We start from the raw sequence: 13,887 nt of genomic DNA, 5'->3' as shown, positions 1-13,887 counted from the left end.
GATCAGTAAGTACTAACAACGAAAGCTCCTTTCTGACAAAAATCAGTGTATCGAGAACTTTTGACAAAAAAAGGGGACGTGGAAACCACGTCCCCTTAGCATAAGCTCGAGTAGATTATCGAGCAACAATCACCACATGGCGATCGGGGTCAGAACCCTCAGAATGAGTATCGACGGCGTCATTGCCACGAAGTGCAATGTGAACCAGTCGGCGCTCGTAGGCATTCATGGGCGGAAGCGAAACACTCTTATGAGTGCGGATGGCACGCTCGGCTGCAGACTGAGCCATGGAGGCAACCTTGTCCTGACGGCGGCTCTTGTATCCCTCGACGTCCACTACAACCGGATACCTAAAGCCAAGCTTGCGGCTCACTAGCAAAGAGAACATAACCTGAAGGGCATCAAGGGTGCGACCATGACGGCCAATGAGAACAGCAAGGTCGGGAGCCGTTACATCCAGAATCAGCTCACCCTCGTCGCCCTCATACTCATCGATAGGAGAGTTGGCGGCATCGAAGTGCGAAAGGATGGAACGCAGGATGGAAATCGCGACATCGGCAATGGTGTCGAGCTCCTCGTCGGTCAGCTCTTCACCGGCCTTGTAGCGCTGTGCAATCTCGGGATAATCGCCCGCGACCTGCGGGGCAACCTCCTCAAGCATATCCTCGATGATCTCTTCAGACATAACGTACTCCAAAAGTTAGGTACCTAAATAAGATTGATATCCCGCTACTTCTTCTTGTGCGGGCGCGGCTTCTTCTCGCGACGAGTGACCTCAACCTGCAGCGGCGCGTTCTTAAGGCGCTCCTCCTCATCGGCCTTCGCCTTGTCGATGACCTTCTGCGTCACAAAAATCTGCTGGATAACCTGCCAAGCAGACGAGACGTCGTAGTACAGCAGAACACCAACGGGAAGGCTCCAGCCCATCCAAAGCATCATGACCGTCATGACAACGGCCATCATACGCATGCTCTGAGCCTGCTGGCCGGTCTGGTTGCGCGACATATAGAGCTGCGGAATCAGGGTCAGGACAGCGAACAGGATCAGGCAGACCAGCGCAGGCAGCGCGACCATAAAGCCATCGGCAAAGGAGGCACTCGGCGTGGTGGTCAGGTCGGGCAGAATATTAAAGAACGAGAACGCGCCGTCGTTAAAGTAGTCCGGCAGGTTACGCAGCAGCGTAAATAGGGCGAACAGGACAGGCATCTGAATCAACAGCGGCAGACAACCAGCCATCGGGTTGAACTTGTTCTCGCTGTAGAACTTCTGCATTTCCTCGGCCTGACGCTGGGGATCGTCGGCATAGCGCTCCTGGATCTCGAGCATCTTGGGCTGCAGCACCTGCATGCGTGCCGTCGACTTAGTCGACTTGAGCATAAGCGGCGTCAGTAGCAGACGGATGATGACCACCAGGATGATGATGGACAGGCCCCAGTCGACCGCAAAGGTCTGGATGAGCTTGAGCAGCTCGAAAAGGATGTTAACGATCCAATCCCACATGTAAGTTTTCCTCCGATAGCGAGTGCCCGCTAGGGCACAGGGTCATAACCGCCGACGTGCAGGGGATTGCAGCGAGCGATGCGCCTCACGGCAAGCCAGCAGCCTCTCAAAACACCGTACTTCTCAATCGCCTGGACGGCGTATTGCGAGCACGTTGGGTAATAAATGCAGGCGTCAGGCAATAAGGGCGAAATAACCTGTTGATATATGCGAATAGGAGCGATGGCAACACGTCGCAAAACGTGATTGCTCATCGCTCCTCCCCGGCAACGCCGGCGCGTTTCATAAGCGAACGCAATGCATTGTCCATCTCCTGAGGCGAAGAAACCCTCGTCTTGGGAGTTGCGAACAAGATGATGTCATAACCCGCAACGGGAAATCCACAGCTGCGGGCGGCCTCGCGCATCACACGCTTAGAACGGTTGCGCACGACAGCACAACCGAGCCGTTTAGCACCAACGAAGGCGACCCTTCCGGAGTCGCCTTCGCCAACCGATTCACATATGGTCATTCGAATCAGAGGGTGATTGAAACGACGCCCCTGACTGAACACATGCTCGAAATCTTGCCGAGACTTAATAGTCTTCATGCGAGATGTGTGTATCGCTGCTAGACAGTGAGACGCTTGCGGCCCTTGGCGCGACGACGGGCGAGCACGGCACGACCACCCTTAGTGGCCATACGGGCACGGAAGCCATGGGTCTTGGCACGCTTACGCTTATTAGGCTGATACGTACGCTTCATCTTAAGTTCCTCCTGCTGCATTTCGAGTGTCCGCGGGGGCGCGGACGCAGATATAGACACGTGAGCTTGAAGATTGTAGGGAAATCAATGTTCAAATGTCAAGAAATCAAAGGTAAAAGGTTGCGCAGTTCACACGGTTCCCCCATAAGCCGAGCTCGATTTAGCGGTGCATGGCAACTTTTCACGATATTTCATCGGGTTTTCAACAGGTCATGTTGGCAATGTTGAGAACTTTTCGTCCGTTTTCCAAAGTTTTCAACAGGTTTTGAAAAGTTGTCGAAAGATGAGAAACATTGCACGGTGAGCTACTATTTGTTCGAAACCTTTTGAAAGATTGCGAGCGGCATGTCTGACGACTTTTACACCATGGTCGATTCCGGAGACCCGGCACCCGACAACGAGCACATCACCGGCGTGCGCGAAGAGCGTGAGGAAGGCGAGCAGACGACCACGCAGGCGCCAAAAGCCATGTACGCCGCGCGCATCGCCGTCTATGACGACATGCTGTCGACACCGCGCGTGATCGTCATTGATCCGCAAGATGTCCGCACGTATTTGGAAGAGACGACCAACACCGTCTACCAGTGCATGAAAGAACAAGGTGGCCATATCTCGCTCATGGTCATCCGTGAGATTGTCGAAAACTTTATCCACGCGCACTTTGCCGAGCCCATCATCTCGATTCTGGACGGCGGAGACACCATCCGCTTTGCCGATCAGGGGCCCGGCATCGACGACAAGGAGCGCGCTTTCGACTTTGGCGTTACCAGCGCAAACAGCAAGATGAAGCGCTATATCCGTGGAACCGGAGCAGGGTTTCCCATGGTGCAGGAGTATTTGGAAAACGCCGGCGGGGCCGTGTCCATCGAGGACAACATGGGCAACGGCACCGTGGTTACGGTAAGCCTGAACCCTAAACGCGTGCAGGAAATCGAACGCGCCGGCGGACGCGGCGCTGCCGTGCGACCCGAGACGGAGCAGCCCACATATCCCCTGCCGGGAGCTTTTGCGCAGCAGCCCATGGCAACGCAGCAGATGCAGCCCCCCGTGGGACAGATGCAGCAGCCCGGAATGCTTCCTGTACAAGAGCCCCAGGCGGCATCGATGTCGATGCCGCCAAACGTGCCAGAGGCCATGCCGCTGGCGGATCAGGATGCAGCAGCAATGCAGCAGGCGGCGGGGGCACCGGGCGGCCAGCAAATGGGCTATCAGCCGTACCAACAGGGATATCCATATCAGCAGATGCCGCCACTGGGGTATGGCCAGCAGTTCCCGCAGCAGTACCAGCAGGGATATCAGCAGCCGTACCAGCAGATGCCGCAGCAGCAGTACAACCCCTGGGCCCAGCAGATGCCTCCGCAGCCTTACCAACAGTGGCCTCAAAGTTTTCAACAGCAAATGCCGCCGATGCAGAGTTCTCAACAACCAGCAGCTCAAATGATGTATCCTAATGCAGCAAATCAGTATGCGCAGCCACAACCGGACGTGTTCGTAAGCGATCGCGGCAACGCCGCGCTGGGCTATCTGGCGCAAAATCAAGCGTGCGGTGCAACCGATCTGGCGAGGGCGTTTGGAAACTCGGCCCCCACTTGGTCACGCACGCTCAATGACTTGGCGCGGGCCGGCTTGGTCATCAAGCATGGCCAGAAATACCATCTGACCGAACTCGGCGCCGCTCGCGTGCGAGCTCAGAGCTAAAGAACGGGAGAGACAGTGGACGAGGAAGCAAGCATCATCCTGGGGGATGCCATCGCCTTTTGCCAGCGCGACGGCCAAGATGCACGCCTCATCAACATGCTGGGGCAATCGCGCGCCATAAGCCTGACCGAAGATACGCTCACGATCGAGGCCCCCTCGCGCTTTGCCATCGCGCAGCTCAAAAAGCATCAGCCGACTATTGAGGCCTATCTGGAAGAAATCGCCTTTGCTCCGATCGCGCTCGACATCGTGGCACCGCAAGGCGCAACGGCCGAATCTGCTGCCGCGACGGTGCCCGCCACGGCTTCCGCTGCTTCCCCTGCGGCGCCAGCCTCCGCAGGCGACGTGCCGACAATCGAGCACCAGCACAGCGATGTTTCCCGTGAAACCATGGCACCGTTGCCGACCGCGGCGGCGACGTCAACGAACGCACCCGTCACGCACATGCCCATCGCTCATGACGCAGCGGCGGGCGCGGATTCGGGCATTGCAATCAAGAACACGCTCTCGGCCGATGATTTTCGTCGCATGATGAACCAGATGAAGGGCGGAGCGCCGACTAAGTCCACGCAAGCCGCGACCCCCGCTTCACCCATGCCGGCACCGACCGTGCCGGCCGAGCAGAATACGGATGGAGCCCCACTCGCCGCGAACTCAAAATTTACCTTTGAGAACTTTGTCTACGGCCCCGAGAACAGCCATGCCTATCGCTCGGCACTCAAGTTTGCCGCCCTCGCGGACGAGCGCGGCACGTGCACATCACTGTTCATCTACGGCAAATCGGGCCTGGGCAAGACGCACCTGCTGCTTGCCATCAAAAACGAGCTCGCCGAGAAGTCGCCCGAGATCAAGGTCAAGTATGCCAACTCCCAGGCATATCTGGACGACCTGATGACCGAGTTCGACCGCCAAAAGAAGAGCAACGCCCCTATCATGCAGGCATACCACGGCGTGGACGTGCTCATCATCGATGACATCCAAAACATCATCGGCAAGCGCGCGAGCGTGGACTACTTTTTCCAGCTCATGGACGAGTTCATCCGCAACAACAAGAAGGTCGTCATCGCGGCAGACCGCGCCCCCAAGGACCTGAGCATGGACGAGCGTCTGACCAGCCGCTTCAACGCCGGCATGCTCTGCCTGGTCGCAGAGCCCAGCTACGAGATGAAATACAAGATCTTGCAGCGCTATTACGAGAACACCATCGTCGCCGCTCCCGAGGCAGGCGACGACTCGCTGCTGGCGGCCTATGGGGGCGACAGCGGGCACCTGACCGACGACCACTTTAAACACATGGCCGAGGTCTCGGGCACCAACATCCGCGAACTCGAGAGCTTTTGCGAGCGCTGCGCCGGCGAGGCGGGCGACCGCGAGCGCGAGGGCGGGGAGCTCACCTTTGACGATATCGACGCCATCGCCAGCCAGTACTTCGACACATCGGCCAAAAAGATCAACGTCCAGACGGTTCAGTCCGTCATCGAAGAGCAGTACGGCGTGACGCACGAGGAGCTCATCGGCCCGCGTCGCAACGCCAATATCGCCAAAGCACGCCATATTGCCATCTATCTGGCCATCGAGATGTGCGAGATGACGACCACGGCGGTGGGCGCCGAATTTGGCAACCGCAACCACTCGACCGTCAGCACGAGCTACAAAAAGGTCCAGAAGATGATCCAGGAAGACCGCACCGTCACCGAAGACCTCAAGTCGCTGCGCGATAAAATTACACTGCGCTCGTAGGGAAATAGAGACACCTGTTGAAAACTTGTCGAAACCACGGGCATAAGGTGTCTAAAACCCAACCCGCGGTGATGAAAAGTTTTGCGCAGGTTTTGAACGTGGAAAACCACCCCTGTTGCACACAGGTTGCTGTCGATTCTCTTTCTGGGTCTGACCTGCGTCTTTGGGAGTAATCAACAGTTTCGTCAGTGCTATTACTATTATTAAGATATTTATATCTATAGAAAGGTATTAAAAGATGAAGTTCACCGTCAGCCAGAGCTCGCTTACACAAGCCATCGGCGTCGTTATGAAGGGTGTCGCTTCGGCATCCACCCTCCCCATCCTGTCGGGCGTGCTCGTTAAGGCCCAAGACGGCATTTTGGAATTCCAGACCTCTAACTACACCATCTCGATCCGTCATCGCATCGCGGCGCATGTCGAAGAAGAGGGCGAGATGGTTATTCCCTGTAAGATGCTCTCCAATATCACCAAGACCCTCCCCGATGCCCCGGTCACCTTTGAGCTGTCCGAGCGCCAGGTGCTGATTGGTTGCGAGAAGAGCTCTTTTAGGCTGAACACGCTCGATGCCAATGACTTCCCCGAGTTTCCGGCCTATGCCATCGAGAGTGCCGTGGAGCTGCCGACCGATGTCTTGTCCGAAATGGTCGGCCGCGTGTGGCGCGTCACCTCGACCGACAAGGCTCGCCCCATCCTGGGCGGCGTGCACATGAAGGTCGAGAACAACACCGTACGCCTGGTAGCGACCGATTCCTTCCGCTTGGCCGTGTGCGATACGCAGGTCGAGACCTCGACCCTCGAGGGCTCCTTTGAGCTCAACGTTCCGGCTGACGCCTTTAACGACGCGCTGAACATCATGGCCAGCCAGGCGACCATCATGATCGGGGCTACCGACACCCAGGTCGTCTTCGAGGCCGGCAACACCACCTACGTGTCGCGTCGCATCGAGGGCGTGTACCCCAACTACAAGCAGCTCATCCCCGATTCGTGCGTGACGAGCGTCAAGATCGACGTCGCCGCCTTTAACGCCGCCCTCAAGCGCGTGGCCGTTATCGCGAGCGCCAACCCCGCCGTCAAGTTCGAGATCGATGTCGAGAACGGGCAGATGGGCCTGTCCTCCATTTCCAATGACCAGGACCTTGCGCAGGAGACGATCGATGTCGGGGCCGAGGGCGAGTCGGGTACCATCGCCTTCAACTACCACTACATCTTCGGCTGCCTCAATGCCCTGTCCAAGGAGAAGGAGATCACGCTGGAGCTCAAGAGCTACTCGCAGGCGGGCATCTTCAAGTCCTACGACAAGATCAACTACCTGTACCTGGTCATGCCGGTCCGCATCTAGCACTGCGCCATGACCATGTTCGCCCGCGATCTTTCCGTCGCACACTACCGCAGCTTCGATAGCTATCACCTTGCCCTGGACGAGGGCGTGACGATACTTGCGGGACCCAACGCGGTGGGAAAGACCAATCTCATAGAGGCGCTGCAGCTGCTGACGAGCGGCGCCTCGTTTAGGCATCCGACCGCAGCCGAGCTCGTCCATGACGGCGTGGGCTCGTGCAAGATCGAGCTGAGGCTCGAGGGCGACGGCCGCGTGCTTGATATGGGATTGAGCGCGGAGGACGGTAAGCGCTCGTTTAGCCGCAACGGCAAGAGATGCTCTGCCGCCGGTGTGCGCGGGGTTCTTCCGAGCGTGCTGTTTTGCCCCGACCATCTGGACATGGTTAAGCGTGGCGCCAGTGTGCGCCGCGCCGCCCTCGATGACTTTGGCATGCAACTGAGCGCACGCTATGCCGATCTTGCGAGCACCTATGGGCGCTGCGTGACCCAGCGTAACGCCTTGCTCAAGGAGACCTGGTGCTGCCGCGAGATGCTCGGCGCGTGGAACGATTCGATTGCCCGCGCGGGCTCGGCCCTGCTCGTGCACCGGTTGGCCCTGCTCGACCGGCTGGCGGGCCATGTGCACACTGCCTACGGGCAAGTAGCGTCAGGTGAGGCCGCCAACGTGACCTATGCGTCCACGCTGGGGGCTTTGCCCCAGGTCGAGGATCGCGAAGAGCTGAAGGGTTGGGCGTACGAGCGCATGCTGGCCGCCCTTGACGAGCATGCCGACGAGGAAATTCGCCGCGGCGTGACGTTGGTGGGACCGCATCGCGACGAGATTGAGTTTACCGTGGCGGGTCGCTCCGCCCGTTCATTTGCCAGCCAAGGACAGCAGCGCACGCTGGTGCTGTCCTGGAAGGTGGCCGAGGTTGCCGTGGCTCGCGATGTCCTGGGCACCGCCCCACTGCTGCTTTTGGACGACGTGATGAGCGAGCTCGACGGCGAGCGTCGCGGCGCTTTCCTGCGGCTGATCGGCGATGATATCCAGACGGTCATAACCACGACCAACCTGGGGTACTTTACCGATGACCTGCTTGATCGAGCCAAGGTGGTGAGCATGGGTGAGACGTGCTAATTACGAGCGCGAGAGCGAGACAGTCGCCTTCAGCGGGTTTTTGAACGCAGAGCGCCAGCGCATCCTGGCGGCTGCAACGCCTAAGCGCCGTGCGCAGATGGAGGCCGCCGAGGAGTCGCGCACGGTCTATCGCGCATGGAACGCGGTGTGCTCGGGCACGCGCGAGGGGCGGCATGTGACGGGACTGCGCTACCTGCCCGAGTCCAATGAGCTGCTGGTGTATCTCGACTCGCCCTCGTGGACGCAGGAAATGACGCTGTTGCGCGAGATCATCCGCGCGCGCATGGAGCGCGCCGGTGCGCATGTGGACGGCCTGGTGTTCAAAACCACCGCGCCCGGTCACACGCCGCCCGCCGCCAAGGAGCGCCTGCGCCCGGCGACGACCGAGCGCCCGCCGGCCCCGCACGCCGACCTAAGTGAGGCCGAGTGCACCGAGATCGAGCGCCAGGTGGCGCCCATCGAAGACCAAAAACTGCGCGAGGCCCTCGAGAATGCCATGAGAGCCAGTGCCGAGTGGGCCAAGGGCGTGCAAAGCAAAAAAGAGCCTTAAATCGCATCTGGTGGCCTTGTAGAGCCAAATACCCTCGGTCCCGAGGGTATTTTTTTACGATAAACTAGTAAGGCTGTACACATTTTCTTGACTGAAGGAGGACGTGTGGCAAACGAAAACGATTACGATGGCGGCGAGATTAAGATTCTCGAAGGTCTCGAGGCCGTTCGTAAGCGCCCGGGCATGTATATCGGCTCGACGAGCGCCAGCGGTCTGCATCACCTGGTGTGGGAGATCGTTGACAACTCCGTCGACGAGGCCATGGCCGGTTTCTGCACCGAGATCCAGGTGACGGTCCACGCCGACAACTCCATCACGGTCGTCGACAACGGGCGCGGCATCCCCGTCGACGAGCACCCTGTTAAAAAGATCCCGACGCTCGAGGTCGTTATGACGATCTTGCACGCCGGCGGTAAGTTCGATAACTCGGCCTATAAGGTCTCGGGCGGCCTGCACGGCGTGGGCATCTCCGTCGTCAACGCACTGTCCAAGCACGTGGTCGTTCAGGTTCGTCGCGATGGCAACACCTACGAGATGGAGTTCTCGCGCGGCAAGACCGTCAAGAAGATGGAGGTCGTGGGCACCTCGGATTCAACGGGCACCACCGTCACCTTCTGGCCCGACGACGAGATCTTCGAGACCTGCATCTACGATTTCGATACGCTGCACAACCGTCTGCAGGAGACGGCGTTCCTCAATAAGAACCTCAAAATCGTGCTGACCGACGAGCGCGAGGCGACTCCCCACGTGGAGGAGTTTTGCTACGAGGGCGGCATCATCGACTTCGTCAAGTTCCTCAACGAGGGCAAGGACGTCCCCGAGGCCTTTAAGGAGCCCATCTACATCGAGGGCAAATCGGATCCGGACGCGCCTGTGACCAAGATGGGCGAGGTCGAGGTTTCCCTGCAGTGGAATAGCGGCTACGGCGAGAACGTCATGTCGTTCGCCAACGACATCTACACTCCCGAGGGCGGCATGCACCTTGAGGGCTTCCGCACCGCGCTCACCCGCGTGATCAACGACTACGCGCGCAAACAGAACCTGCTCAAGGAAAAAGACGCCAATCTGACCGGCGACGATGTGCGCGAGGGCCTTTCGGCCGTTATCTCGGTTAAGCTGCCCGATCCGCAGTTTGAGGGCCAGACCAAGGCCAAGCTCGGTAGCTCCTATATGCGCGCGCTGACGCTCAAGATCGTGACGGACGGCCTTGCCGATTACCTCGAGGAGCATCCCAAGCCCGCTCGCGAGATCGTCAAGAAGGCGCAACAGGCCTGCAAGGCGCGCAACGCCGCCCGCAAGGCGCGCGAGGCGACCCGCCGCAAGAGCCTGCTCGAGACGGCGTCCCTGCCCGGTAAGCTCGCTGACTGCTCGGTGCGCGATGCCGAGCTGACCGAGCTCTTCATCGTAGAGGGTGACTCGGCAGGCGGTTCGGCCAAGGACGGCCGTCGCCGAGACATCCAGGCGATTCTGCCCCTGCGCGGCAAGATTCTGAACGTCGAACGCGTTGGTGACCATCGCGCATTCTCGAGTGACACCATCCAGTCGCTGATTACCGCGATCGGCTGCGGCGTCACGACGAGTGCCGGCGACGGCGGCGACTTCGATATCACCAAGGCGCGCTACCACAAGATCATCATCATGACCGATGCAGACGTCGACGGTGCGCATATCCGCATCCTGCTGCTGACGTTCTTCTACAAGTACATGCGTCCGCTGATCGATGCCGGCTACGTCTATGTTGCCTGCCCGCCCATCTTTGGCATTAAGGTGCGCAACAAGATCCACTACGTGTATCCCAACGGCCGCCAGCCCGAAGACGAGATCCTGCGCGACACCATCCAGAGCCTGGGCCTGAACCCCGACGACAACGACGAGGACGGCAAGGCCAAGGACGGCAAGATCACCAAGAAGCGCAAGGGCTATACCGTCCAGCGCTACAAGGGCCTGGGCGAGATGGACCCCAAGCAGCTTGCCTCGACGACGATGGACCCCAAGACCCGCATCCTGCAGCGTGTGTCGATCGAGGACGCCGTGGTGGCAGACCGCGCCGTGCGCGAGCTGATGGGTTCCGAGGTCGGCTATCGCCGCGAGTACATCGAGAAGCATGCGCATGATGCACGCTTCCTTGACGCTTAAGAGGAGGTAACGTGGCAGACGATATCAACAATAACGAGGGTATAGGCGAGGCCGGCGATGCCGGTATGCCCGACGATCTGAAGCGCCTGCTTGCCCGTGCTGAGCAGGGCGAGGACGGCGATCCGGACGCCTATAACCCCGATGCCGATGATGATGAGGAAGAGGACGACGACGCCGAGCTCGAGGAGAGCTTTGGCGAAGTCGACCGTGGTGCCTCGGCCGGTGAGGATATCAACGGTGGCCAGCTCCAGATTTCGGAGTTTGGCCGCGAGATGAAGCAGTCGTTTATCGAGTATTCGATGTCGGTCATCACGGCGCGCGCCCTGCCGGATGTGCGCGACGGCTTAAAGCCGGTGCACCGCCGCATCCTGTACGCGATGAACGAGAGCGGCATCTACCCCAACCGCCCACACAAGAAGTCGGCCTGGACGGTCGGCGAAGTTATCGGTAAGTACCACCCGCATGGCGACTCCGCGGTCTATGAGGCCATGGTCCGCCTGGCGCAGTGGTTCTCCATGCGCACGCCGCTCATCGACGGCCACGGCAACTTCGGCAACATCGACGGCGACGGTGCGGCAGCCATGCGTTACACCGAGAGCCGCCTGGCAAAGCCCGCCATGGAACTGCTGCGTGACTTGCAGAAGGATACTGTCGACTGGCAGCCCAACTACGACGAATCGCTCGCCGAGCCCGTGGCGCTGCCTGCGCGCTTCCCCAACCTGCTGGTTAACGGCAGCCAGGGCATCGCCGTCGGCATGGCCACCAACATCGCCCCGCACAACCTCACCGAGGCGATCGAGGCCACCTGCTACCTGATCGACAACCCCGACGCCACCGTCGACGAACTCATGCAGATCATGCCCGGTCCGGACTTCCCCACCGGCGCCATCATCATGGGCAGCGCCGGTATTAAGCAGAGCTACGAGACCGGCCGCGGCTCCATTACCGTGCGTGCCAAGGCACACGTGGAGTCCACCAAGACCGGCCGCAGCCGCCTGGTCTTTACCGAGATTCCCTATATGGTCAACAAGGGCACCCTGCAGGAGAAGATCGCCCAGCTCGTCAACGACAAGCGCATCGAGGGCATCTCGGATATGCGCGATGAGTCCAACCAGAAGGGCATCCGTCTGGTTATCGAGCTCAAGAAGGGCGTCATTCCGCAGGTCGTGCTCAACAACCTGTATAAGTACACCTCGCTGCAGACGACCTTTGGCGCCAACAACCTGGCGCTCGTCAACGGCGTTCCCAAATGCCTGAGCCTGCGCGAGATGCTGCAGCACTACATCGATCACCAGGTCGACGTCGTCACCCGCCGCACCCGCTTCGACCTTAAGAAGGCCCAGGCACGTGCCCATATCCTCGAGGGCTACCTGATGGCTCTCGACCATATCGACGAGGTCATCAGCATCATCCGCTCTTCGCAGACCGATTCCGAGGCCAGCAGCCGCCTGATCGAGCGCTTTGGCTTTACGCCCGAGCAGACCACGGCCATTCTCGAGATGAAGCTGCGCCGCCTGACCGGCCTGGAGCGCGACAAGATTCAGGAAGAACTGGACGGCCTGCGCCGCGCCATCGCCTACTATGAGGACCTGCTGGCGCATGAGGAGAAGATCCTGGGCGTCATCAAGGAAGAGATGCGCGAGATCTCCAAGAAGTTCGGCGATAAGCGCCGCACCGAGATCAGCCATGTCGAGAAAGACCTAGACGTCGAGGACCTCATCGCCGACGAGGACATGGTCGTGACCATCACCCACACCGGTTATGTCAAGCGCATCCCGGTGGCCGCCTACCGCGCCCAGAAGCGCGGCGGTAAGGGCGTGTCGGGCGTCAACCTCAAAGAGGACGATGTCATCGACGAGATGTTCATCGCGTCCACGCACGAGTACGTGCTGTTCTTCTCGAGCAAGGGCAAGGTCTATCGCCTGAAGGTGCACGAGCTGCCGGTGGGTACGCGCCAGGCGCGCGGTACCGCGATCGTCAACCTGCTGCCCTTCGAGGAGGGCGAGAAGATCGCGAGCGTCATCAGCTGCCGCGAGTTCCCTGCCGACGAGTACCTGATGTTTGCCACCAAGAGCGGCATGGTCAAGAAGACCGTAATGAGCGCATATGACCGCAGCCGCCGCGACGGCCTGATCGCTATCAACCTGCGTGACGACGACGCGCTGCTGAACGTGCGCCGCGTGCGCGAGGGCGACAAGATTATCCTGGCCACCACCGCGGGCAAGGCGATCATGTTCTCCGAGGAGCAGGTGCGCGCTACCGGCCGCGATACCAGCGGCGTTCGCGGTATCGGTATGAAGGACGGCGTGAGCGTTCTGGGCATGGAAGTCACTAACGGCAACGGTGATCTGTTCGTCATCACCGAGCGCGGCTACGGCAAGCGCACACCGGTCGCGGACTACCCGGAGCAGAATCGCGGCGGCCAGGGCGTCTACACCATCCAAATGACCGAGCGTAAGGGCAACCTCGCAGCCATGAAGACGGTGGGCCCGCAGCACGAGCTGTTCATCGTGACGGAGGGCGCGACGGTCATTCGCGTCAAGACCGATGAGATTAGCCAGACTGGCCGCGCCACCCAGGGTGTCAAGATGATGACCGTCGACGACAACGACCGCATCTGCGCCGTAGCCCGCATGACGGCCGCCAAGGAGAAGCCCGAAGGCGAAGGCGCCGAGGCCGCAACCGACGCCGAAGAGGCCCCAGTCGACCTAGGCGACGGCAACGACATACCAGAGGATCTCCTGGACGAGTAAGAGGCCCTAGCTGGTAGAAAATATCAGGCCCCATATATCGGCGGTCGGCGCACTGCGCGCCGACCGCTTTTTGAAAATCTTTGAACCCCACGTCGGCCCCGGCTGCCCGGCGGCATGCGAAGTCGATCGCGAGTTCCGCACGAGCCGGAGAGCACTTAATGTGCTCTCCGTGCGAGCAGGACTGTCCGAGCAGGCGACTTCGCATGCCGCCGGGCAGCCGGGGCCGACATCCCCCAAAGATTTTCAAAAAAGTTGTTGACGCGCGCGTAACGACTCGTCTAATATATCCCTTGCGCGATGGACCTGTA

12 protein-coding genes are annotated in these 13,887 nt (G+C 59.8%); 7 read left to right on the top strand and 5 right to left on the bottom strand.

What is annotated here, in order from left to right; genetic code table 11:
- Positions 1–115: 115 nt before the first annotated feature.
- From ACESSC_RS07465 to rpmH, 5 genes are read right to left on the bottom strand one after another with little or no spacing between them, the layout of a single operon-like run.
- On the bottom strand, positions 116–685 hold the full coding sequence (locus ACESSC_RS07465) for a Jag family protein (RefSeq protein WP_022093802.1): 570 nt from the start codon (positions 683–685) through the stop codon (positions 116–118).
- A gap of 44 nt (positions 686–729) precedes the next feature.
- Entirely contained in the window at positions 730–1,500 is a 771-nt protein-coding gene (locus ACESSC_RS07460; RefSeq protein WP_117564014.1) for a YidC/Oxa1 family membrane protein insertase, read from the bottom strand.
- Positions 1,501–1,529: 29 nt separating this feature from the next.
- Complete coding sequence (gene yidD / locus ACESSC_RS07455; protein ID WP_022093804.1) at positions 1,530–1,754, bottom strand: membrane protein insertion efficiency factor YidD; 225 nt, start codon at positions 1,752–1,754, stop codon at positions 1,530–1,532.
- Positions 1,751–2,089 carry a ribonuclease P protein component gene (gene rnpA / locus ACESSC_RS07450; RefSeq protein ID WP_082435526.1) on the bottom strand — a complete coding sequence of 113 codons (339 nt, stop codon included), beginning with the start codon at positions 2,087–2,089 and terminating at the stop codon, positions 1,751–1,753. Before rnpA ends, yidD begins: the two co-directional genes overlap by 4 nt.
- Positions 2,090–2,109: 20 nt before the next feature.
- Positions 2,110–2,244, bottom strand: coding sequence for a 50S ribosomal protein L34 (gene rpmH, locus ACESSC_RS07445; protein ID WP_019127408.1), 135 nt, complete (start codon positions 2,242–2,244; stop codon positions 2,110–2,112).
- Between the two features lie 345 nt (positions 2,245–2,589).
- On the opposite strand from rpmH, the gene ACESSC_RS07440 reads away from it, so the two are divergent.
- The 7 genes from ACESSC_RS07440 to gyrA all read left to right on the top strand — a co-directional run bounded on the left by ACESSC_RS07440 (position 2,590) and on the right by gyrA (position 13,579).
- Entirely contained in the window at positions 2,590–3,942 is a 1,353-nt protein-coding gene (locus ACESSC_RS07440) for an ATP-binding protein (protein ID WP_373162243.1), read from the top strand.
- Positions 3,943–3,957: 15 nt separating this feature from the next.
- On the top strand, positions 3,958–5,682 hold the full coding sequence (locus ACESSC_RS07435; RefSeq protein WP_373162241.1) for a DnaA ATPase domain-containing protein: 1,725 nt from the start codon (positions 3,958–3,960) through the stop codon (positions 5,680–5,682).
- A gap of 238 nt (positions 5,683–5,920) precedes the next feature.
- Positions 5,921–7,024, top strand: a complete 1,104-nt coding sequence (gene dnaN, locus ACESSC_RS07430) for a DNA polymerase III subunit beta (RefSeq protein ID WP_373162239.1) — start codon at positions 5,921–5,923, stop codon at positions 7,022–7,024.
- A 9-nt stretch (positions 7,025–7,033) separates the two neighbouring features.
- Entirely contained in the window at positions 7,034–8,140 is a 1,107-nt protein-coding gene (recF, locus tag ACESSC_RS07425) for a DNA replication/repair protein RecF (protein WP_271739287.1), read from the top strand.
- Entirely contained in the window at positions 8,127–8,690 is a 564-nt protein-coding gene (locus ACESSC_RS07420; protein WP_117584032.1) for a DciA family protein, read from the top strand. Before recF ends, ACESSC_RS07420 begins: the two co-directional genes overlap by 14 nt.
- 105 nt (positions 8,691–8,795) lie before the next feature.
- Positions 8,796–10,826: a DNA topoisomerase (ATP-hydrolyzing) subunit B gene (gyrB, locus tag ACESSC_RS07415; protein WP_373162237.1), complete on the top strand. Its 2,031-nt coding sequence runs from the start codon at positions 8,796–8,798 to the stop codon at positions 10,824–10,826.
- A gap of 65 nt (positions 10,827–10,891) precedes the next feature.
- Entirely contained in the window at positions 10,892–13,579 is a 2,688-nt protein-coding gene (gyrA, locus tag ACESSC_RS07410) for a DNA gyrase subunit A (RefSeq protein WP_373162274.1), read from the top strand.
- The last annotated feature ends 308 nt before the right edge of the window (positions 13,580–13,887 follow it).

The sequence above is a fragment of the Collinsella aerofaciens genome, from assembly GCF_964243765.1.
Taxonomy (GTDB): domain Bacteria; phylum Actinomycetota; class Coriobacteriia; order Coriobacteriales; family Coriobacteriaceae; genus Collinsella; species Collinsella aerofaciens_BU.
Note: the sequence above shows the minus strand (reverse complement) of the source record. Positions and strands in the feature narration are given on the sequence as shown.

Excerpts from the sequence above, each read along its gene's own strand:
- ACESSC_RS07465 (WP_022093802.1), bottom strand. The coding sequence starts at position 685 with ATGTCTGAAGAGATCATCGAGGATATGCTTGAGGAGGTTGCCCCGCAG.
- ACESSC_RS07460 (WP_117564014.1), bottom strand. The coding sequence starts at position 1,500 with ATGTGGGATTGGATCGTTAACATCCTTTTCGAGCTGCTCAAGCTCATC.
- yidD (WP_022093804.1), bottom strand. The coding sequence starts at position 1,754 with ATGAGCAATCACGTTTTGCGACGTGTTGCCATCGCTCCTATTCGCATA.
- rnpA (WP_082435526.1), bottom strand. The coding sequence starts at position 2,089 with ATGAAGACTATTAAGTCTCGGCAAGATTTCGAGCATGTGTTCAGTCAG.
- rpmH (WP_019127408.1), bottom strand. The coding sequence starts at position 2,244 with ATGAAGCGTACGTATCAGCCTAATAAGCGTAAGCGTGCCAAGACCCAT.
- ACESSC_RS07440 (WP_373162243.1), top strand. The coding sequence starts at position 2,590 with ATGTCTGACGACTTTTACACCATGGTCGATTCCGGAGACCCGGCACCC.
- dnaN (WP_373162239.1), top strand. The coding sequence starts at position 5,921 with ATGAAGTTCACCGTCAGCCAGAGCTCGCTTACACAAGCCATCGGCGTC.
- recF (WP_271739287.1), top strand. The coding sequence starts at position 7,034 with ATGACCATGTTCGCCCGCGATCTTTCCGTCGCACACTACCGCAGCTTC.
- gyrA (WP_373162274.1), top strand. The coding sequence starts at position 10,892 with ATGCCCGACGATCTGAAGCGCCTGCTTGCCCGTGCTGAGCAGGGCGAG.